This window comes from Paenibacillus sp. EZ-K15 (genome assembly GCF_002573715.1).
Classification (GTDB): domain Bacteria; phylum Bacillota; class Bacilli; order Paenibacillales; family Paenibacillaceae; genus Paenibacillus_AQ.
Window position 1 is genome coordinate 552,604 of sequence record NZ_PDHM01000012.1, and the last position, 21,657, is coordinate 574,260.

Below are 21,657 nucleotides of genomic sequence, written 5' to 3' on the forward strand. Positions count from 1 at the left end.
TGACTCCGTAATATGGTTAATTAATCTTCCAATGTACCTGCCGGGCCAAAGAATTCATAATGAATCCGGTCGGAAGGTACCTCCATGGATTTCAGTTGACTGTTAACGGCACGCATGAACGGAACCGGACCGCAGAAGTAGAAGTCGGCTTTCGCATCGACGGTTTTGCGAAGGAAATCAAGATCAATATAGCCTGCTTGGTGGCACTGATCCTCCGATTCCGGCTGTTCATAAATGACGTAAGAGGTTAGCTGCGGATGCTTGGAGGCGAGTGCATCGATATGAGACTTCATTGCATGCTGACTACCGCACTTGGCCGCATGGATAAAGGTTACTTTCCGGCCGGGTTGATTCAGCAGCACGGTTTCCAGCATAGCCACCATCGGGGTCAAACCGACACCGCCGCTGATCAAGGCAAGCGGAAGGTCACTGTCCGTATCCAGGGTAAATGTACCGGCCGGAGCCGTGACCTCGAGAACGGTCCCAACCTCAGCCTGACGGTGCAGCCAAGTGGAGACGATGCCGGCAGGTTTTCCTTCTAACTCATCCTCACGCTTGACCGTTATTCTGTAGTAAGGCTGACCCGGTGCGGACGAGAGACTGTAATGACGATTATGATAATAGGTTTCACCTTCAGGTTTTACCCGGAGCGTAATGTATTGACCGGGTTCATAAGCGGAAATCTCACCGCCATCCTGTGGGAGCAGATAAAAGGAAGTGATGACAGAGCTTTCTTCCACCTTCCGGTCAATCACGAAATTACGGTATCCGCTCCAACCGCCGGTCTCGTTCGCGGCTTGTTGGTACATATCTGCTTCAATGCCGATGAAGACATCGGCAATGGCGCCGTAAGCTTCGCCCCAGGCCTCGATAATTTCGGGTGTTGCGGCATCTCCCAGCACTTCCTTCATGGCGGCGAGCAGTGTTTCGCCGACGATTGGATAATGCTCGGGCAAAATGTTTAATGCCCGGTGCTTGTGTCCGATCTGCTTAACAACCGGCACGATCGCTTCAAGACGGTCGATATGGGCTGCGGCGGCGTACACGGCATTGGCAAGGGCAAAGGGCTGTTTTCCTTCTCGTTGATTCGCATGGTTGAATATGTTAAGAAGCTCCGGATGATGATGAAATAATTTTTGGTAAAATGCAGTCGTGATTGCCGTTCCATGAGTTTCAAGAACAGGAACGGTCGATTTAACGACTTCAATCGTATGCTGGCTTAACATGTGGACTCCCCCTGATTCATAAGTCGAATTCGTGTTCAATTTAAGTATAGACAAGGGAAGAAAGGGTACTTGTGATTTTGGTCACATCGGATTTAGCGAATATGTGAACAGAACAGCGATATTTTTATGGGGGAGAGTTCTGAAAGCGAGTTTTTTTACATATTTCATATATATATTCCAGTTCATTCTAGCCAGCTGTTTAGCTTGTATGCCAACTGTGTTATAATAATATTAGCAGTCTAATTAAAACGAGAAAGGATCAGGATACCATGTGTCCCCGAAGGACGAATCCCCAAAGGACGATTTGGAAACGTTATGATCTCTCATACACATAGCTTCCTTCGTAGAGCGAAGTCGGACGTCTGAAGACAAGGACGGTCTCTCACGAAAGGATGGGAACTATGGTTCGAAGGATGAACTCCTCCAGGTTGCCTCTATGTAGAGATTGGCCTATGTCTGACCAATCTACTACGACAAGAGGGATCCTGTATGAGGAAAAGACAAAACACAATTATCACGATGTCGGCGATGTTGTTCGGAACGTTTTTAATGGCTTTTACGTATTATCACATTAATTTTCACAATCATTTAACTGAAGGCGGCTTTGTCGGCCTTGCGCTGCTTGGCAAATATGCGCTTGATATTCCGCCTGCATTAAGTATGGTCCTCATGGACATACCGGTTCTGCTGATTGCCTTGTTTATCAAAGGTCGGAAGTTCATTATCAATACCGTTGTTGCGGCGAGCATGTTCACGTTGTTCTACGCATTGATCGAGCGGTATTCCACGCTTGTGATCGATCTGAATCATAACTTGCTGGCAGCCGCGCTGCTGTCCGGTTTATTGACGGGCTTTGGCGCTGGTATCGTGCTCCGCTATGGCGGGGCGACAGGCGGTGACGACGTGATCTCCGTGCTGTTCAGCGAGTGGAGCGGGCTTAAGGTAGGGACGGTGTTTTTCCTGATGGATGCCGTAGTTCTGCTATTATCGCTATTCTACATGCCATTGGTTGAAACCTTATATACTATATTAGCCGTATCGATTGCCGGACAAGTGATCACCATCACAGTGACGTACGGTACCGAGAAAACGGAAAAGAAACCGATTCGGAAGGCGGTCCGTGCCCCAAGCACTCCGGTTACTCCGAAGACAGCGCAGCCAACTGTTAGCGGCCGTTCATAATACGGTCCAACTAAGAGAAGCTCACCCGCATGCAGGGTGAGCTTCTTTCGTATATCTATGATGTTAGGTTACTCCTCGTCTTTGGGATGATTCTCATCCCATTCCTGTGCCTTGGCGGTGGCGATAGCGATGGCACGTCCTTCGTCGTAGTCTTCCTCCAGCAGGGCATTGGCAATTTCCACGGCTTTATTCCTCACCCGCGGCTCTAGATTTTTCATGGATGGCGGATAATCATGTTTGTTCCAAGGCATATTGCGATCCCTCCAGTTCAACTGTTATTCGTATGTAGTGTATATTACCCCGTGTAACCAAATTGAATAAGCGTGTTCAATGGCACAAAAAAAGTACATTGCCCCCTGAAGGACAATGCACTTGGGATACTTCGATTTATTCAAACAGCTGCAAATACTCGCCATAACCTTCCTTTTGCATCTCTTCCTTCGGTACAAACCGCAGTGCCGCGGAATTGATGCAGTAACGAAGTCCGTTCGGTCCAGGACCGTCGTCAAATACATGGCCGAGGTGCGAGTCTCCTTTTTTGCTTCTTACCTCGGTACGGACCATCATATGGGTGAGATCCATTTTTTCCTTGATGTTGTATTCGCGAATCGGACGGGTGAAGCTCGGCCATCCGCAGCCGGCATCATATTTGTCCGTAGAGCTGAAGAGCGGCTCACCGGATACGATGTCCACGTAAATGCCTTCTCCGTGATGGTCCCAGAACTCATTGTGGAACGGAGGTTCGGTTGCGTTATTCTGGGTTACTTCATATTGGATCGGTGTCAGGCGCTGTTTAAGCTCGGCGGGGTCTACCGAATCCGACCAGTGCTGCTCAATGAAATCCTCGCGTCCTGAGCCTTTGCGATAGCGTTTGTAATGGCTCGGATTTTTCTTGTGATAATCCTGATGGTATTCTTCAGCTTCATAGAAAGTGCTGGCTGGTATGATGGGCGTCACGATCGGCCCGTCGAATCGTCCGCTAACAGCTACCTCTTCTTTGGATTGTTCCGCAAGCTTGCGCTGCTCCTCCGTATGGTAAAAAATAGCGGTCCGGTAAGATGTCCCCCGATCATGGAATTGTCCGCCCTCATCCGTAGGATCGATTTGCTGCCAGAAGAGCTCAAGCAGCTTTTCATAAGGGAACACTTCCGGGTTATATGTGATTTGAACGGCCTCGTAATGACCCGTTGTATCAGAGCATACCTCTTCATAGGTCGGATTTTCCTTATGGCCGCCGGTATAGCCGGAAACGACCTTCAGAATGCCCGGCAGCTCATCAAAAGGAGAGACCATACACCAGAAGCAGCCTCCCGCAAAGGTAGCCAATTCACTTGGGGTTGAACGATTATTCATCTATTATCCCTCCATCGTTATAACAATCTAAATGTAAGTCTTACTCTATATTATAATCATTTTGGTCAGGGAAACCAAAACAATGCTCCATTTATGTCGGTCTCCCTTTATACCACCGGATAGCGGCCAGGCACAGAACGGTAATCAGCATGAGTCCGCCCGCGATACTCGCAAAGAGGAGCGGATGATCGGCAAACCCGCTGCCTAGCCAAGCATACAGGAGAATCGCAGGGATTTTACCGATGGCTGAGGCGGTTGTGTACGTCCAGAATGGTATGGAGGCGACACCAGCATAAATATTGACGGCCATTTGCGGTATGATGGGCAGTAGGCGCGCGAGCAGGATCGACTGAAAGGGGCGCCGTTCCACCACGGCTGTGAACCTATGGACAGCCGCATATTTGCTGAGCAGTCGCCTGCCGGGCTCCTGGTACAAGGACCGTACAGCCGCGTACAGTATGACGGCCGCTATCGTGGTTCCGAACCACGAAATGGCAGCAGCCCAGACGGTTCCATATGCATAGCCAAGAATAGCGATGATGACTTTGTAGGGTGCAATGGGAAATAAGGCAAGCAGGGTTGCCAGTAGGATCATCAGGTAGAGTGGGGGATTTCCTCCTAGCCAGTCCATGATTTCTTGTCTGTATGCAAAAGCCAGCGTCAGTGCTGTTGTATAAATTGCGGGTATGATCCATCTCTTCATGAAGAATCCTCACTTTGCGAAATTCAACCAGAATAGCACCATGATAGCAAAAAAACAGGAATACTGCCCACATTTCGGACAGCTAAGCATCGTATCTAGGGTGGAAAAAATTGAATATACAAGCGATTTTTCATATGTTATAATATGTCCAACCGAATAGTTCCCAAAGGGGAGTAGCTTCATAAGTAAAGTCGTCATTACGGGATTAACCATCCCCGGCTTTATTGGCAACGATTATGTTGTTTAGCGAGACCTTTGCCTGATTTATTTATGAATGAGGTGGAGGTCTATTTTTGCGCCCAAAAAACGCTGTAGACCTTATTAACTAAGGCAACAGCGTTTTTTTTGGATGGAGGACATCGGTAGGTAAATCTAAAGAAAATGAAGAAAGGATGGGAGAAGCATGGATTTGATGTCGATGGAATTTTGGACGGCGCTGCTATCGATTGTCCTCATTGACCTTGTGTTGGCAGGCGATAACGCGATTGTTATCGGGCTTGCCGCTCGTAATGTCCAGAAAGCGGACCAGAAGAAGGTCATCCTGTGGGGTACCGTCGGAGCGATTATCATTCGTATCGTGGCCACCCTCCTCGTTGTACAGCTCTTAATGATCCCTGGCTTACGCTTGATCGGTGGGTTTGCTCTGTTGTGGATTGCCTACAAGCTGATAGTGGATGAGAAGCAGCATGAAATTTCCGCTGGCAACCAGATGTGGGCGGCAATCCGCACGATTATTATTGCGGACGCGATGATGGGGCTGGATAACGTTCTTGCTGTAGCTGGCGCTGCTGGGGAAAGCTTCATGCTGGTTATTATCGGACTTGCGATTTCGGTTCCAATTATGGTGTGGGGCAGTACCATTATCCTGAAGTTGACGGATCGCTTTCCAATTATCATCACGATCGGTGCTGCGGTGTTAGCCTGGACCGCATCGAAGATGATTGTGGAAGAGCCGATGATTCACAGCTGGTTTGCCAATGGCGTTCTGAAGTACGGTTTTGAAATTCTCGTTATCGCCATAATCATCAGTCTTGGAACTTGGATGAAGAAGAAGAATGACCAAAAAGCGAAGAGCAACCCGGTACAGGTCAAGATGGTCGACTAATCTAGACTTTGTATGAGCTCAAAGTAAACGGTATAATGTCTTCATGAACGAAGAGAGCGCCGAAGCCCTTTTCGCATGAGGAGGGGTAATACATGGAATTTACGGAAAAATCCGTAGAAGAACGGATTGCGGAGTCGTACCGCCAGGACGAGGATATGATGATCCTCGTGTTTGCCCAGTGGTGTGTGAATCACGGACTGGACCCAGCGGAACTGTACCGTAAGGCATATCCGAATCAGCCGGATAATGAGCGGCTGGCGCGGGTGCTGGAATTAACGGTGCCCAAGGAAGAAGCTGGTGAAATACCGGATCAGACCCTACTTGGTGTCCTGTCGTTATTTGGTAATGAAGACTTGGCTATCGTTGTAGCCGAGGCAGCGGCCACGCTAGGCCCTGATAAGAAGTAAATGTGGAATCATGGCATATCATACATGTGATTCAAGAGAGAAGCGGGTCGAACAAGGAAAAACCTTGGTCGACCCGCTTTTTATTGCATAGATGGCACGGCTCAATTTGACGTTCGACTGGCCATGCGGAATTGTTTAGGCGAAACGCCGAATCGGGAGCGAAAAACGCGGTGAAAATAAGTATAGTTGGCAAAGCCGGAAGTTTCGGCGACATCCTCCAGCGAGAGGGGGCTGAACACAATTCGTTCCTTGGCCATGCTCAGGCGAACGTCCATGGTGTATTGCATGATGGTGGTGCCAAACGCTTCTTTGAACAGATGAACTGCCCGGGAAACACTGATGCCGACATGGGCGGCGACATCCTCCAGCTTGAACATCGAGGAGGCATTCTCTTCAATGTAATTTTTCATGCGGTAGGCTAAATACGTCTTGGGCGTGGTCGATGGCTGCTCCGATAACAGGCGGTCCACTTCGAGGCACAGAATCCGTACCGTGTAATCCGAAATCTCCGGATAAGGATCCGATACACGACGCTGCTCCAGCAGAATTTGCCGAAACAGACTCAGGTAACGCTCTTCCAGTGGAACCCGAATTTTGGTTGGGCGTTTCTTGGAATTCCACCACGCGTCAGCCCATGGCCCCTTAAAGAAAATATGGTAATCTCCGCTTTCGATGGTTAATTCACCCAAAGCGTTATATTCGTCATCTATTCGTAGTTCATAGGGTTGTCCTGGCGTGAAGATTAACAGATCCCCTGCCTCAACGAGTGACAGCTTGTCATCAATTTTGGCACGGCATTTGCCGTCGGTCTGCCATCGCATCAAGTAGGTATCGAAACCGTCAGCCAGGGACATCTTGAAAGGTTTACGATGAAATGAGAAATCCGCTGCTACGACTTGGTTGGAAAGATTTGAATCCATTGCTAAAGTCCCCTTTGAAGAATAAGAAAATAATGACCAGATTGTTCATGTTTTAATCATATTCTTCATTTTAAACGAAAGCATAAAAGAATACCATGGTACTAGTCCGAGCACATCTAAACACTCAAGGAGTGACAGCGATGAAAAAAATGAAAGCAGGTATAATTGGCTGCGGAACCATCAGCGGCGTATACTTCACGAACTTAAAGAACAGCCCTTGGGTTGAAGTCGTGGCATGTGCTGACCTTATTCCGGACAACGCAAAGAAAAAGGCCGAAGAGTTCAACATCCCGAACGTGTATACCGTCCAGGAGATGCTTGCACAGACTGACATTGAGTTTATTATTAATCTGACCATTCCGGCCAGCCACGCCAATGTGGATATCGCTTCCCTGGAAGCAGGAAAGCATGTGTACAGTGAAAAGCCGCTCGCGCTTACGCTTGATGAAGCTCGCCGTGTGCTAAATATGGCAGATCAAAAAGGACTTCGCGTCGGCTGCGCACCCGATACGTTTTTGGGCTCCGGCGTACAGACGGCTAAAGCCGCTATCGAATCCGGGCTGATCGGCAGACCTGTTGCCGCAACGGCGTTTATGATGGGTTCAGGACCGGAAGCTTGGCATCCTAATCCTGAATTTTTTTACGCGTCGGGTGGAGGTCCAATGATGGATATGGGTCCTTATTATGTATCGGCCCTGGTAGAGCTGCTTGGTCCTGCAAGCCGGATCAGCGCATCCACAGGCATCCAGATTCCAGACCGCGCCATCGGCTCTGGCCCGCGCCAAGGACAACCGATCACGGTTCAGACCCCAACGCATTTGGCAGGGACGCTGGATTTTGAGAACGGTGCCATTGCAACCATGATTACCAGTTTTGATATCTTTGGCGGATCGAATCTGCCTTGGATCGAAATCTATGGCACGCAGGGAAGCCTGAGTCTCGGGGATCCGAACTTCTTTAACGGCGAAGTGAAGCTCCGGAAGCACGGCGCAGAGGAGTGGGAGCTGCTTGACCCTGCATTTGAATGCGGGAAGAACGAGCGGGGGCTCGGTATCAACGATATGATCCAATCGATTCATGAGCAGAAGGACCATCGCGTCAGTGCCCGTCTGGCATACCACGTGCTGGAGATTATGCAGTCGTTCCAGCAGTCTTCGCTGGAGGGCAGACATATCGTTCTGCAAAGCACATACCGCTACGGCAAACTTCCGGCGCCACAGCAGGCAAACGTGGTGGAGTAGCGAACTGGCAGCCCGGTTCATATTCTTGTACACTGGTTATGAACGACATGCAAACCAGCTTCTGACGGATCTGACAGGATGATGAGTTCTTGGCAAGGATCCGCATGAAAGCGTTGCACTAATATTTGGAGAGTTTCCAAAATGATCAAATGCCTATGGGGAGGAAATGGACATGTCGAAAACATTGAAGATCGGAATTATCGGTTGCGGGGGAATTGCCAATGGCAAGCATATGCCGAGCTTGAAGAAGCAGGCGCAGGCCGAATTGGTAGCTTTTTGCGACATCGCCCTAGAACGCGCGCAGAAGGCGGCTGCCGAATATGGAGTTGAAGGCGCAAAAGTATACACGGATTTCAGAGAACTGCTGCAAGACGGCAGCATCGATGTCATTCATGTGTGTACGCCGAACGATTCGCACTCCGAGATTACGGTTGCATCTTTGGAAGCAGGCAAGCATGTCATGTGCGAGAAACCAATGGCGAAAACCGTTTCCGAAGCCAAAGCCATGCTGGACGCCGCTAAGCGTACAGGAAAAAAACTTACCATCGGTTACAATAACCGTTTCCGAGATGATAGCATGTATCTGAAAGAGGTCTGCGAGGAAGGCGAGCTGGGCGAGATCTACTACGGTAAAGCGCTGGCTGTTCGCCGCCGTGCCGTTCCGACCTGGGGCGTATTCCTTGACGAAGAGAAGCAAGGCGGAGGTCCGTTGATCGATATCGGCACCCATGCACTGGATTTAACCTTGTGGTTGATGGACAACTACAAGCCGAAGAGCGTGCTTGGATCCACGTTCCATAAACTGGGTCAACGCGAGAATGCGGCGAATGCGTTCGGTCCTTGGGATCCGAAGGAGTTCAAGGTAGAGGATTCGGCATTCGGGTTCATTACGATGGAGAACGGCGCAACGATTATTCTGGAATCTAGCTGGGCTCTTAACGTCGTTGAGACGGGCGAAGCCAAAGCCGTCCTTGCGGGTACGGAAGGCGGAGCTGACATGAAGGACGGTTTGCGTATTAATGGCGAGAAAATGAGCAGATTGTATGAAACCAAAGTGGATTTGAATGCTGGCGGCGTCGCGTTCTATTCCGGTTCCAAGGAAAATGATGCGGACCGTGAAGCCAGAATGTGGCTGGAAGCCATTATTGAGGATAAGGATCCTGTGGTTAAACCGGAGCAAGCGCTTGTTGTAACGCAAATTCTGGAAGCGATCTATGAATCGGCGAAGACAGGAAAAGCGGTTTATTTCGATAACTAAATCTTACATCATTACTAATACTAAGGTAAACCAGGAGGTATACAATGAAATTAGGCGTATTTATGGTATTGCTGAGCGGACGTAAATTGGAGGATGCTTTGGACTATGTGGCATCCAAGGGGCTTAAAGCGGTTGAGATCGGAACAGGCGGTTATCCGGGCAATGCGCATTGCAACCCGGTCGAGCTGCTGGAAAATGAAACCGCGCTGAAGAACTTCAAAAATGCGGTGGAATCCCGTGGGTTGATTATTAGCGCACTGAGCTGCCACGGCAATCCGCTTCATCCGCAAAAAGCAATCGCGAAAGAGTTTCATGACACATACGTAAAAACGGTAGAACTTGCCGAGAAGCTTGAAGTACCTGTTGTTAACACATTCTCCGGCTGCCCAGGCGACCATGAGGATGCCAAATACCCGAACTGGCCCGTTGCGCCTTGGCCTAACGACTACCAAGAGATTCTGACTTGGCAATGGGATAACAAGGTCATTCCTTACTGGACCGAATGGGGTAAATTTGCCGCAGACCGCAATGTGAAGATTGGCTTGGAATTGCACGGCGGCTTCTCCGTTCATACGCCAGGCACGCTGCTCCGCTTGCGTGAAGCCGCAGGCGAAGTGATTGGGGCCAACCTGGATCCGAGTCATATGTGGTGGCAAGGGATTGATCCTGTTCAAGCGATTCAAATTTTGGGCCGCGAAGGGGCAATCCACCACTTCCACGCGAAGGATACAAGCATTGACCCGATCAACGTGAACAAGCACGGTCTGACCGATATGCAGTCTTATGCCAACATGCTGGATCGCGCATGGCAGTTCCGCAGCGTAGGCTATGGACATGATGTGAAGGAATGGGCTGATATGATGAGTGCCCTTCGTCTGGTTGGATATGATTATGTCGTAAGTATTGAACATGAAGATGGATTGATGTCCATCGAAGAAGGCTTCTCCAAAGCGGTGCAAAACCTTCAGCAAGTGCTGATCGAAGAGCCGCTTGGGGACATGTGGTGGGTTTAACAGCGTAGAGTAAGCCGAATAAGCAATTAGGGGGAACAGCAACATGCTTAACGTAACCATTTGGAATGAATTCGTGCACGAGAAAATCCATGACGAGGTTCGCAGCGTTTACCCGACAGGGATTCATACAGCATTGGCGGAGGGTCTGCAAAATCCGGATTTTGTCATCAGAACGGCAACGCTCGACCAGCCGGAGCATGGATTGACGGACGATGTACTGGATTCAACCGATGTGCTGTTGTGGTGGGGGCATATGGCTCATGACCAGGTTAGTGACGAAATCGTAAGCAAGGTCGTAAAGCGCGTGCAGGATGGGATGGGGCTGATCGTTCTTCACTCCGGACATTTTTCCAAGCCGTTCAAAGCGTTAATGGGTACGAGCTGCGATTTGAAATGGCGCGAAGCAGGGGAACAGGAAATTATTTGGAGCGTGAATCCAACGCATCCGATCGCGGCGGGAATTACAGGTCCGATCATCATCGAGCATGAGGAAATGTACGGGGAATTCTTCGATATTCCAGCCCCAGATGAGCTGGTATTTGTCAGCAATTTCGAAGGCGGCGAAGTATTCCGCAGCGGTTGCACGTTCAAGCGCGGTCATGGGAACATTTTCTACTTCCGTCCGGGGCATGAGACCTATCCAACCTACTACAACCCCGAAGTGCTGAAAGTGATCACCAATGCGATTAACTGGGCTTATTCCACGGCAGGCAAGCAAACCTTCGGCAACAGCCAGCCGGTTCGTGCGCTACCCGTTTTAGTCTAAGTTATGAGCAGCATTTTTTAAGAAGCAATGAGTTCACGAGTCGTTCAGGGTGTAGTCCTTGAGCGGCTCGTTTTATCGTTAACGATGAATGTTCACGGAAATGTTTTTGCCGGCTAGGGATAGAATATACCTAAGTATGGGGTATTGTATGATATACAAGAAGGGGGGCTGTACACATGAGTGAAGTACAAAGCGCACCTGTAGATCCAACAACCATCGCCATATGCCAGGCCATGCTGGCCCATCAACCCGTTGAGGGCTTCCTGCTCGGGAGAGGAGTCCGCTTCGCCAAAATTATGTTTATTGGAGAAGCACCCGGCGCCCATGAGGTTCTGGAAGGCTTACCTTTTGTAGGGCAGGCCGGACAAGAGATGAATGCCTACCTGGAACGCCTGAACCTGACCCGGGAGCAAGTGTATATTACCAGTGCCATGAGAAGCAGGCCTTATAAGGAAAAGGTAATCGTGAGGTCCACGGGCGAGAGTGTCATCAGCCGTTCCAATCGCACACCGACGAAGGTAGAAATATTGGCCCATGCACCTTTGCTTGATGAAGAGATTCGATGGGTTCGCCCGCACATTATCGCACCCATGGGAAATACGGCGCTGCACCGGTTAATCGGAAGCCATGAAACGGTGACATCGCTGCACGGCAAACTGATGGAGGGGCCGGTCCAGCAAGCAACCGATCCGGAGAATCCAGATAGGGGTTACATGTTCTCGGCGGAAACCTATAAGATATTCCCTCTATTCCATCCAGCGGCGGTACTGTATAATAGGAAATTATCCACTTGGATCGAGAAAGATTTGGATATTTTGGCTCGTATATTATGGGATAAGCGCTGATTTTATGGGAAAAAGGGGCTAGGTGGTTTTCAGTTTCTCGGAAATGTGCTAAAATGAAACATACTTACAATTCGTAAGTTTTCTAGATTTTTAATTAAGCTTATGAATTTCTATAAACAAGGTGACTTCGTAAAGAGGTGAAGGGATATGGAAGTTACAAATGTTACGATGTGTCCCCGTTTTGAATCTGCATTTTCTTTTCTGGGCAAACGGTGGAACGGTTTGATTATTCAAACGTTGATGAGCGGGCCTAAGCGATTTAAGGATATTTCGAATTTGATTCCGTCCATGAGCGATAAGATGCTCTCCGAGCGGATGAAGGATTTGGAATGCGAAGGCATTTTGATTCGTCATGTCTATCCGGAAACACCGGTACGTATTGAATATGAACTGACTGAAAAAGGTAAGGCACTTCGTCCGGTGATGGAGCAAATTGCATCCTGGGCAGAACAATGGGTCGAAAGATGAGTCATCTTAAGACTCCCCTTGATGATTAAACCCTGGCATGAGACATCCTCATTTCAGGGTTTTTTTTCTAAATGGAAGTATGATTCCTGTTTCTTTACGGCAAGAATAGGTGGACATGCACCAAGCGGACGCAGCTGCTATATGATGTAAATACCGAGAGCGGCATATCAAGGAGGCGAGCCCATGACCAAGCGAACGTATATCTCCCGTTTCCATTATGGACAAGAGGACATCTCAGAACTTGAAAACGCTTCATTAAAAGTGCTTCATATTTTTGAGAAGACCAAGCGGATGTTGAGCCAGTATGTGCCGGATTCCTTGTGGTTAGCTGCGTCTGGAACAAGCCCGGAATCTGCAGAATCCGTTAGCCATAGCGGTGCCGATGCTGTTGATATGTTTCAGAAATGGGTCAAAGCCCCCGGCGGATGGAAGTTCATTGGTTATGAAACCGATCGATTCAATGCGTCCACCGGGCAGAATATAGGACGCACGGGAAGATTTCTGCAGATGATCATCTGGTCACTCTATGAGAAAATCGTAATGCTGCATCCCTTCCTTGGCAGCGAGCCGTTTTTTGACGGGGAAGAGCTGGATGTGATCGCAAATTATTTTGTGCCAACGTATATCAGCGCCGTACCGTTGGTGGAACAAGGAAAAGCCTTTAAGACTATTCAGGCGGACATCGTTCTGTATCAGGAGCATATCCAGGCACCTGCCGTCATTATGCAATCGGATCGAGGCTTATTGGAGGGGAACTGGATGACCGGGGTGAACCTGGACGCGAAGGGATTTGCCGGGATTCGCCCTTATTTGAAAGTTCCTAGCGGCGAACGAGCCTATATGGAAGCCGATATTATATAGAGAGCATGCCTCCTCATAACCTTGTTCGATGCGGACAGGGTTATTTGGCATTTTTATTTTAAATTTTAACGATTTATGTGAAATATATCACAAAAATTAATGCGATCAGACGATATAATTTATGTGAAAGCAACGGAATACCACGATCTAGATAAACGTGTTGGGGAGGAATCAGATGATGTCCAATATAAAGAGAGAAAAGTTAGTTGTCATTGGCAACGGTATTGCCGGGATTAGTACGGTCGAGCAAATCATTAAATTGGGTGGGAATTTTGACATCACCGTCATTGGACAGGAGCCGCATCCGAATTATAACCGCATTATGCTGTCGTATGTGTTGGAAGGCAGCAAAACATTGGATGACATTGTATTGAATGATTGGAAATGGTACGAAGATAACCACATCACTCTGCACACGGATGCCACTGTAACTGCCATCGATGGGGAACGCAAGGTCGTGACCGCCGACAACGGATTGACGGTGCCTTATGACAAAGTCATGATAGCAACGGGCTCGAAGCCCTTTATTTTACCCGTACCGGGCAGTGACAAAGAAGGCGTTATCGGTTTCCGAAACATTGCCGATTGCACGCAGATGCTTCAAGCTGCTAAGGCGTACAAGAAAGCGGCTGTCATTGGCGGAGGACTTCTGGGTCTGGAAGCTGCCAAAGGATTGGTCAGCCTGGGCATGGAGGTGACGGTGGTTCATCTCATGCAGGATTTGATGGAGAGCCAGTTGGATTCGATGGCATCCGGCATGCTGAAAAGGGAGCTTGAACAGCAGGGTATCAACTTCTTATTAGGCAAACAAACAACCGAAATATTGGGAGATACCAGAGTTACGGGACTCCGCTTCAAGGATGGGGATGAGCTTGATGCCGACCTGGTGGTCATGGCAGTGGGCATCAGAGCGAACACCGAGATCGCTAAAGCGAGCGGGATCGAAGTGAACCGGGGAATCGTCGTTAATGATTATCTTCAGACTTCCTGGCCGGATGTGTATGCGGTTGGCGAATGCTGTGAGCATCGGGGCGCATGCTACGGCCTGGTTGCACCGTTGTTCGAACAGGGACAGGTATTGGCGAAGCATCTATGCGGTGTGGAAGGCAAGCCTTACGAGGGAAGCATTGTATCGACGAAGTTGAAAATCAGCGGTGTGGATGTATTCTCTGCCGGCGAGTTCATGGAGCAAGCCGAGCACTCGGTGATCACCGCGAAAGATGATTGGCGCAAGACCTATAAGAAAATATTAATTCGCGACAATATCATCGTTGGGGCGATATTGTTCGGAGATGTGAGCGATTCGGCAAGCCTTCAATCCATGATTCGGAAGAAGACAGCCATGACGGATGAGATTTACGATTCGATCATGGGCACTGACAGCGCAGGAACAGGAAACGGCAAGGCATTTTCACTGGAGAAGATGCCCGATGATGAAATCGTGTGCGGCTGCAACGGCGTAACCAAAAAAGCCATTGTGGATGCCATTACTCTACAGGGTTTTACGACAGTGGATGAGATCAAAGCTTGCACAGGAGCTACCCGCTCGTGTGGCGGCTGTAAACCTGTCGTGGAGCAAATACTCCAGAGCGTATTGGGCGATGGCTTTAAGGCGGCAGGCAAACAAGGAATATGCCCGTGCACAACCCTTGATCGGGACGAGATTGTCGCCGAAATCCGTGTCAAAGGACTCAAGACAACGAAAGAAGTCATGCATGTTCTAAACTTCAGCAATCCGGAAGGCTGCTCGAAATGCCGCCCGGCCATTCATTATTATCTGGCGATGCTGAACCCGGTAACCCATCAAGAGGAGAGGGAATCCCGTTTTGTCAACGAACGGATGAACGCCAACATTCAGAAAGACGGCACGTACACGGTCGTCCCAAGAATGTACGGCGGTGTTACCACACCGGAGGATTTGAAGAAAATCGCGGATGTATCGCTTAAATACAATGTGAAGGTTGTAAAGGTTACCGGCGGACAGCGTCTGGACCTCATCGGTGTTAAGAAGGAAGATCTACCGAGCGTTTGGGAAGAGCTCGATATGCCGTCGGGTTATGCTTATGCCAAATCGCTGCGGACCGTGAAGACCTGTGTAGGTTCCCAATTTTGCCGTTTTGGTACGCAGGATTCGATGGGCATGGGGGCATTCCTCGAGGAGAAATTCGAAAGACTGGATTTCCCGGCGAAATTTAAATTGGCAGTCAACGGGTGTCCGCGAAACTGTGCCGAGTCGTGTACGAAAGACATCGGGATCGTAGGCAATGACGGTGGATGGGAAATATTCGTTGGAGGCAACGGCGGAACGAAGGCACGTCTGGCGGATTCGTTCTGCAAAGTGAAAACGGATGAAGAGCTGGTCGAAATCTGCGGAGCCTTGATGCAGTATTACCGTGAAACCGGCAAGTACCTGGAGAGAACATCGGAGTGGGTAGAGCGCTTGGGACTGGAACAAATTCGAGCGGTTATCCTGGACGATACCAAGCAGCGTAAGGAACTGGTGGAGAGAATCGAGCTTGCATTGCAGCAAGTCGAGGATCCGTGGAAGAAAGTGCTGAACGACGAGAAGCTGCGCAATACGTTATTTGAGGATGCAAAACCGGTCAGCAGCAAATAAAAGAGGGAGGAATCTACTTCCCTCTTGCCGCCTGAACATAGAGAACTTTTCGCAGTATGGATGGGGATAGAAAAGAGAAGTGGAGGTCGAATGTTATGGAAATCAAAAAATTTATTATGGTAGGGAATGAACATGATTTTCTATCACAGATCGGAAGGGTGGTCCAACTCGAAGATCGGGAGATTGCCGTCTTCCGGACTTCGGATCATCAATGGTTTGCGCTGGACAATCAAAGCCCTCATCCCAAAGGTGGGCCACTCTCGGAAGCCATCGTATCCGGGCACTACATCTACGATCCGTTATACGATTGGAAAATCGAGCTTTCAACCGGGCTTGTACAGGCTCCGGATAAGGGTCAGGTTCGTGTATACCCGATTCGCGCCGTGGACGGAAAGGTTGAGGTAGGTGTTTAAGGCCAGCAATCACTTAATAAACAGACGAAATCAAGGGGTGGTATCCCATGTTTAAAACAGATGTGGAAGCCGTTGTCAATGCCGCCGTCGGTAAAAAAGAGCAGATGAATCATAATCTGCTGCGCTATATGGTATCGGCTATGCTGGCCGGCGCGTATGTCGGCATAGGGATTGTATTAATCTTTAAGCTGGGGGCGCCGCTCGCAGCGGCCGGTTCACCCTTCCAATCCCTCGTCATGGGAGCTGCATTCGGGATCGCGCTCACGTTGGTGGTGTTCGCCGGGTCAGAGCTGTTTACCGGAAATCACATGTTTTTCACGATAAGCACATTATCCGGACGAACGACGATGGGGGATACGCTGAAAAACTGGGTACTCGTGTTTATCGGCAATTTGGCTGGAGCGATTCTGCTCAGCTATCTGGTGTATGCTTCCGGCCTGTTCAAAGGCCTGCCGCCAGACCATCTCATCTTCACGGCTGCTGCCAAGAAAATGAATGATCCGTTTATGGAGCTGTTCTTCAGAGGCATCTTGTGTAACTGGCTTGTCTGTCTGGCCTTGTGGATGGGAATTCGGGCCAAGGGAGAAACGACAAAGCTGATCTTAATATGGTGGTGTCTGTTTGCCTTCATTGCAACAGGGTACGAGCATAGCGTAGCTAATATGACACTTCTGACACTCGCGACGATTTTACCGGGGCATCCCGAGACCATTTCCATCGGCGGATGGATCAGCAACATGGTGCCGGTCACGCTAGGGAACATCCTTGGCGGTGGATTGTTTGTGGGGATGGCTTATTGGTTTATCTCGTCGGGAAAAGAGAGCAAGCAAAAGTAGGTTTTGTAGGCGACATCGAAGAGTAGGAGCAGTTCCGTAAGCAGGTTTGCTCACTTGATAGACAGCCGAAAAGAAGCGGTCAACCAAACGGTTGACCGCTTCTTTAACTATATACGAACGAGATGATTTGGAGGCTTCGACCTCCAAGCCAATGGCAGATGAAGTGGAACCTAATGAGTATACAAAGAAACCGTTCCATTGGTAAATGGTGAGTTGTGCTTCCATTTACCAAGAAACGGTTTCTTTTCGTGTACCTTGTCTTCCAAATCCTTTACCGATGTTCCACCAGGTCAATCGCACCAAGCACAATGTGAGCAAGTCCGAAGCCGAGAATACCGGTTGCGGCAAGTTTATACTTGCTGCCAAGCAGAGCGGCACCCGAAGCAGAAACCACGGTTCCAAGAACAGCAGGAATCAAACCTTCACGCATGCTGAGCACTCCCTTTAATTTGGTTTGAAAGACAAGGTTTATTGTAAGCAGATGACTGTATATTATGCACAGCAGGGAACTGGCCGATTAAATCCGGCAGATTTCGTTCGGACACAGCTCGCAATGGCAGATTTCCTGCAGCATCGGAAGATCTTTAATGACAATCATTCCGCCGGCATATTCGATGGCATCTTTTTTGCGTAAGTCACTCAGCATCCGGTTGACGCTTTCGCGGGTCGCCCCAATCATGTTCGATAGATCGGTGTGGGTAATCTTCTTGTTGATGAGAATGGTATCATCCGCTTGATGCTGTCCGTAGGTATTGCTCAGACGGATCAATGTCGATGTTAAAGCACCGGGCTTTCCGTACATCATGAGATCACGGAATTTGGTCTGGGTGATGCGGTGATGAATGCCCATCCACTTCATAAAATCAATGGCAAAGTCGCAATGCTGACAGATCAGCAGCTCCAGATCCTTGTGCTCGATGACACCGACAACGCTATCCTCCAGCACCTCTGCCGAGAAACTGTGATTGTTGCTGAAGAATGGATCGGCTTGCCCGACCATGTCTCCTGGATGGTACATATATAGAATAAGCTCTTTGCCTTCATCAGTCGATTTAGTTAATTTAATTCGTCCTTGTTTAACGTAGTACAGCTTGTCGGCAAAGTCACCTTCCCAGAACAAATGGGATCCTTCAGGGAGTACCCTTTCCTTCATGCTGACCAGCAGACGGTTGCGGTTTTGTTCCGAGAAGCACTGCGTGTTCCCTAAGTTTTCGATTTCCATTACATGGTCTACAGTAGTATTCATGTTGGTATCCCCTAACATCCTAAAATTTGATCTGTTTAATCTTTAAATACATTATAACGTGAAAACATTCACTTTTGGGGGAGAATAAGAGGGAAATCGTGGCGAATTTTCAAACTTTGTGATCTCTTTCACTTAGAAGGAGGGAAAGACAGGTATAAATCACACAGAAAATATAAATTATTATATTGTGAAATATTTCACATGAATTTAGAGAAGGCTGTGTTACGATCAAAGCGTAGAGAAGAAAGAAACATGAACCATGGGAGGATGAGAGATATGGCTGTGAGCAAAGGAACGGTTGAAGTTAAGGGACAAACAGCATCGGAGTACATTCAAGGTCTGATTGACAAGGCGAATCGGGCCAAAGAAAGTTTTATGGAATTGAATCAGGAGCAAGTCGACGGGATTGTACAGGCGATGGCCATGGCAGGCCTTGAGAAGCACATGCAACTGGCGAAGATGGCGGTTGAGGAAACGGGACGCGGCGTGTACGAAGACAAGATTATCAAGAACCTGTTCGCCACAGAATATATCCACAACAGCATCAAGTACGACAAAACGGTGGGTATTATTGAAGACAACGCCTATGACAGCTTTCAAAAAATAGCAGAGCCGATCGGGATAATCATGGGGATAACACCGGTAACCAATCCGACCTCCACAACCATATTCAAGGCGCTGATCTCCATTAAAACAAGAAACCCGATCATCTTCGGATTCCATCCATCCGCGCAGGCATGCAGCCGGGAAGCCGCGCTGATACTGCGGGATGCCGCCGTGAAACAAGGTGCTCCTGCCGATTGCATCCAGTGGATCGAAGCTCCTTCCATGGATAAAACCAATGCACTCATGAATCATCCTGACGTCGCCTGCATTCTGGCCACGGGCGGTTCGGCGATGGTCAAAGCGGCATACAGCTGCGGCAAGCCGGCCCTAGGCGTAGGACCAGGTAACGTGCCTTGCTTTATAGAGAAGAGCGCGGATCTGGATCAAGCAGTGAACGATTTGATTTTATCGAAGACCTTTGATAACGGCATGATCTGCGCTTCCGAGCAGGCTGTCATTATCGAAGAGCCTATCTATCATACAGTGAAGAAAAAAATGATTGCCAGCGGCTGTTATTTTGTCAACAAGGAAGAGCTGGCGAAACTGACTGCGCATGCGATGGTATCGGAGAAATGTGCGGTTAATCCTTCCATTGTCGGAAAGCCGGCAGCTAAGATTGCTGAGGCTTGCGGTTTCGAGGTACCGGAAAGCACCAAGATCCTGATCGCCGAGCTGGAAGGGGTCGGTCCGGCTTACCCGCTGTCCGCCGAGAAACTGAGTCCGGTTCTGGCCTGCTATAAGGTGAAGGATGCCGAGGAAGGGATAACACGCGCTGAAGAGATGGTTGCTTTTGGCGGCATGGGCCACTCGTCGGTGATCCACTCGCACAATGAAGACATTATTATGAAATTCTCGGATCGGATGAAAACCTGCCGCATCCTGGTGAACCAGCCTTCTTCGCAAGGCGGTATCGGGGATATCTACAACACGAACCTGCCATCGCTGACGCTGGGTTGCGGCTCGTATGGACGTAATTCCACTTCGTCGAACGTGACGGCTGTCAATCTAATCAACGTGAAAAGGGTGAACCGCAGAACCGTGAATATGCAGTGGTTTAAAGTACCGGACAAAATTTACTTTGAAAAAGGCTCCACGCAGTATCTCGCGAAAATGCCGGAAATCACCCGTGTTGCGATCGTTACCGACCCCATGATGGTGAAGCTGGGTTATGTGGAGCGGGTAGAGCATTATCTGCGTCAGCGCAGAGTGCCAGTGGCCATCGAGGTCTTCTCGGAGGTCGAGCCGGATCCTTCAACAACGACAGTAGAACGCGGAACGGAGATGCTTGCCAGGTTCCAGCCGGACTGCATTATCGCCCTCGGCGGCGGATCGCCAATGGATGCAGCGAAAGCGATGTGGCTGTTCTATGAATACCCGGATACGGACTTTAACAATCTGAAGCAAAAATTTATGGATATCCGCAAGCGGGTCTATAAATATCCGAAGCTTGGACGGAAGGCGAAATTCGTTGCCATTCCAACAACGTCGGGAACCGGCTCGGAAGTGACATCGTTTGCCGTCATCACGGACAAAGGGCTGGGGAATACCAAGTACCCGCTGGCTGACTATGAGCTGACACCGGATGTGGCGATTATCGATCCGGAATTTGTATACACGCTGCCTAAAACAGCGGTAGCTGATACCGGCATGGACGTTCTCACACATGCTATTGAAGCCTACGTATCGGTGATGGCCAGCGATTATACGGATGGGCTTGCCATCAAAGCCATACAGCTGGTGTTCCAATATCTTGAGCAGTCGGCGCTGACCGGTGACAAACTCGCCCGCGAGAAAATGCATAATGCTTCGACGCTTGCCGGCATGGCTTTTGCGAATGCGTTCCTTGGCATCAATCACAGTCTTGCGCATAAGTGGGGCGGCCAGTATCATACGGCACACGGACGCACCAATGCGATCCTGATGCCTCACGTCATTCGTTACAACGCCAAGAAGCCAACAAAATTCGCGGCATGGCCTAAATACACCCACTTTGTGGCTGATGAGAGATATGCTGAAATCGCACGGATTCTCGGGCTGCCGGCAAGAACAACGGAAGAGGGCGTAAACAGTCTGATTGGCGCGATCCGGGAGCTGAACAGCAAGCTCGGTATCGAGGAGTCGTTCCAGCAGCTTGGCATCGATCCTAAAGATTTCGAGAAGAATGTTGAGCATTTGGCGGACCGGGCTTTTGAAGACCAGTGCACAACGAGCAATCCGAAGCTGCCGCTGGTGACAGAGCTCGCAGAAGTTTACCGCAACGCATTCTACGGTCGGTTCTAGATAGGATAGGCTCTGAATGCCGATCATGAAGATCCGTGAGGATGTTGAGGTAAGTGACGCAAGACCAGACTCAGAGTGATAAAAATCACGGGAAAAGATAACTTTGTGATTAATATCACAGATGCAAGGGATTAACAGGACTACAATAAAGGTGTAGCAAGAAGCTGAATCTCAGGTCTTTGATAAAGAAGCTTGAAGGTACAAGGCGGGGTAATGGCATCATTGATCGTGAAAATAATCACATTTAAAGATCTGAGATAGATCAAGGTGTGGCCTCGCCTGGCCTAGCAAGCCCCAGCAAATCTAGGAGG

At 49.2% G+C, this 21,657-nt stretch carries 21 protein-coding genes; 14 read left to right on the plus strand and 7 right to left on the minus strand.

From position 1 onward, the window contains the following. Nucleotides 1-20: 20 nt before the first annotated feature. The gene (gene hmpA / locus CRG97_RS10555) at nucleotides 21-1,226 is read right to left on the minus strand and encodes an NO-inducible flavohemoprotein (protein WP_098742916.1); all 1,206 of its coding nucleotides are present in this window, start codon (nucleotides 1,224-1,226) and stop codon (nucleotides 21-23) included. Nucleotides 1,227-1,715: 489 nt separating this feature from the next. Between hmpA and CRG97_RS10560 the strand changes: the two genes are divergently transcribed. After that, the gene (locus CRG97_RS10560; RefSeq protein WP_076320829.1) at nucleotides 1,716-2,408 is read left to right on the plus strand and encodes a YitT family protein; all 693 of its coding nucleotides are present in this window, start codon (nucleotides 1,716-1,718) and stop codon (nucleotides 2,406-2,408) included. Between the two features lie 68 nt (nucleotides 2,409-2,476). On the opposite strand, the gene CRG97_RS10565 is transcribed toward CRG97_RS10560, so the two are convergent. From CRG97_RS10565 to CRG97_RS10575, 3 genes are all read right to left on the minus strand, one after another. Then, nucleotides 2,477-2,659 carry a DUF2188 domain-containing protein gene (locus CRG97_RS10565; protein WP_076320830.1) on the minus strand — a complete coding sequence of 61 codons (183 nt, stop codon included), beginning with the start codon at nucleotides 2,657-2,659 and terminating at the stop codon, nucleotides 2,477-2,479. A 136-nt stretch (nucleotides 2,660-2,795) separates the two neighbouring features. Next, nucleotides 2,796-3,761 (minus strand): peptide-methionine (S)-S-oxide reductase MsrA, encoded by a 966-nt coding sequence (msrA, locus tag CRG97_RS10570; RefSeq protein ID WP_098742917.1) that lies wholly within the window; start codon nucleotides 3,759-3,761, stop codon nucleotides 2,796-2,798. Nucleotides 3,762-3,852: 91 nt separating this feature from the next. After that, on the minus strand, nucleotides 3,853-4,464 hold the full coding sequence (locus CRG97_RS10575) for a TVP38/TMEM64 family protein (RefSeq protein ID WP_098742918.1): 612 nt from the start codon (nucleotides 4,462-4,464) through the stop codon (nucleotides 3,853-3,855). A gap of 403 nt (nucleotides 4,465-4,867) precedes the next feature. Here CRG97_RS10575 and CRG97_RS10580 point away from each other — a divergent pair, with 403 nt between their 5' ends. Together CRG97_RS10580 and CRG97_RS10585 are read left to right on the plus strand one after the other, a co-directional pair. After that, on the plus strand, nucleotides 4,868-5,569 hold the full coding sequence (locus CRG97_RS10580; RefSeq protein WP_098742919.1) for a TerC family protein: 702 nt from the start codon (nucleotides 4,868-4,870) through the stop codon (nucleotides 5,567-5,569). A gap of 92 nt (nucleotides 5,570-5,661) precedes the next feature. Further along, nucleotides 5,662-5,976, plus strand: a complete 315-nt coding sequence (locus CRG97_RS10585) for a hypothetical protein (protein WP_076320834.1) — start codon at nucleotides 5,662-5,664, stop codon at nucleotides 5,974-5,976. Between the two features lie 101 nt (nucleotides 5,977-6,077). Here the strand turns inward: CRG97_RS10585 and CRG97_RS10590 are convergent, their stop codons facing one another. Continuing rightward, nucleotides 6,078-6,896, minus strand: coding sequence for an AraC family transcriptional regulator (locus tag CRG97_RS10590; RefSeq protein WP_098742920.1), 819 nt, complete (start codon nucleotides 6,894-6,896; stop codon nucleotides 6,078-6,080). Nucleotides 6,897-7,036: 140 nt separating this feature from the next. Here CRG97_RS10590 and CRG97_RS10595 point away from each other — a divergent pair, with 140 nt between their 5' ends. The 10 genes from CRG97_RS10595 (at nucleotide 7,037) to CRG97_RS10640 (ending at nucleotide 17,214) form a co-directional block, all read left to right on the plus strand. Beyond that, entirely contained in the window at nucleotides 7,037-8,137 is a 1,101-nt protein-coding gene (locus CRG97_RS10595; RefSeq protein WP_098742921.1) for a Gfo/Idh/MocA family protein, read from the plus strand. A 172-nt stretch (nucleotides 8,138-8,309) separates the two neighbouring features. Beyond that, complete coding sequence (locus CRG97_RS10600; protein WP_098742922.1) at nucleotides 8,310-9,395, plus strand: Gfo/Idh/MocA family protein; 1,086 nt, start codon at nucleotides 8,310-8,312, stop codon at nucleotides 9,393-9,395. Nucleotides 9,396-9,439: 44 nt separating this feature from the next. Then, a complete protein-coding gene (locus tag CRG97_RS10605; RefSeq protein WP_076320838.1) occupies nucleotides 9,440-10,408 on the plus strand; it encodes a sugar phosphate isomerase/epimerase family protein in 969 nt (322 codons plus the stop codon). Nucleotides 10,409-10,451: 43 nt separating this feature from the next. Beyond that, nucleotides 10,452-11,174, plus strand: a complete 723-nt coding sequence (locus CRG97_RS10610) for a ThuA domain-containing protein (protein ID WP_076320839.1) — start codon at nucleotides 10,452-10,454, stop codon at nucleotides 11,172-11,174. A gap of 176 nt (nucleotides 11,175-11,350) precedes the next feature. Beyond that, a complete protein-coding gene (locus CRG97_RS10615) occupies nucleotides 11,351-12,019 on the plus strand; it encodes a uracil-DNA glycosylase (RefSeq protein ID WP_098742923.1) in 669 nt (222 codons plus the stop codon). Between the two features lie 147 nt (nucleotides 12,020-12,166). After that, nucleotides 12,167-12,487 (plus strand): winged helix-turn-helix transcriptional regulator, encoded by a 321-nt coding sequence (locus CRG97_RS10620; RefSeq protein ID WP_071223811.1) that lies wholly within the window; start codon nucleotides 12,167-12,169, stop codon nucleotides 12,485-12,487. A gap of 183 nt (nucleotides 12,488-12,670) precedes the next feature. Beyond that, nucleotides 12,671-13,348: a hypothetical protein gene (locus tag CRG97_RS10625; RefSeq protein WP_098742924.1), complete on the plus strand. Its 678-nt coding sequence runs from the start codon at nucleotides 12,671-12,673 to the stop codon at nucleotides 13,346-13,348. Nucleotides 13,349-13,526: 178 nt separating this feature from the next. Then, entirely contained in the window at nucleotides 13,527-15,965 is a 2,439-nt protein-coding gene (nirB, locus tag CRG97_RS10630) for a nitrite reductase large subunit NirB (protein WP_098742925.1), read from the plus strand. Between the two features lie 95 nt (nucleotides 15,966-16,060). Next, nucleotides 16,061-16,378 carry a nitrite reductase small subunit NirD gene (gene nirD / locus CRG97_RS10635; protein ID WP_098742926.1) on the plus strand — a complete coding sequence of 106 codons (318 nt, stop codon included), beginning with the start codon at nucleotides 16,061-16,063 and terminating at the stop codon, nucleotides 16,376-16,378. Between the two features lie 47 nt (nucleotides 16,379-16,425). Then, complete coding sequence (locus tag CRG97_RS10640) at nucleotides 16,426-17,214, plus strand: formate/nitrite transporter family protein (protein WP_098742927.1); 789 nt, start codon at nucleotides 16,426-16,428, stop codon at nucleotides 17,212-17,214. Nucleotides 17,215-17,485: 271 nt separating this feature from the next. Here CRG97_RS10640 and CRG97_RS10645 read toward each other — a convergent pair whose 3' ends face one another. Both CRG97_RS10645 and CRG97_RS10650 read right to left on the minus strand, forming a co-directional pair. Then, nucleotides 17,486-17,644 (minus strand): asparagine synthase, encoded by a 159-nt coding sequence (locus tag CRG97_RS10645; protein ID WP_071223816.1) that lies wholly within the window; start codon nucleotides 17,642-17,644, stop codon nucleotides 17,486-17,488. A gap of 87 nt (nucleotides 17,645-17,731) precedes the next feature. Beyond that, nucleotides 17,732-18,460 carry a Crp/Fnr family transcriptional regulator gene (locus CRG97_RS10650; RefSeq protein ID WP_098742928.1) on the minus strand — a complete coding sequence of 243 codons (729 nt, stop codon included), beginning with the start codon at nucleotides 18,458-18,460 and terminating at the stop codon, nucleotides 17,732-17,734. 276 nt (nucleotides 18,461-18,736) lie between these two features. Between CRG97_RS10650 and adhE the strand changes: the two genes are divergently transcribed. After that, nucleotides 18,737-21,346: a bifunctional acetaldehyde-CoA/alcohol dehydrogenase gene (adhE, locus tag CRG97_RS10655; RefSeq protein WP_098742929.1), complete on the plus strand. Its 2,610-nt coding sequence runs from the start codon at nucleotides 18,737-18,739 to the stop codon at nucleotides 21,344-21,346. Nucleotides 21,347-21,657: the final 311 nt, after the last annotated feature.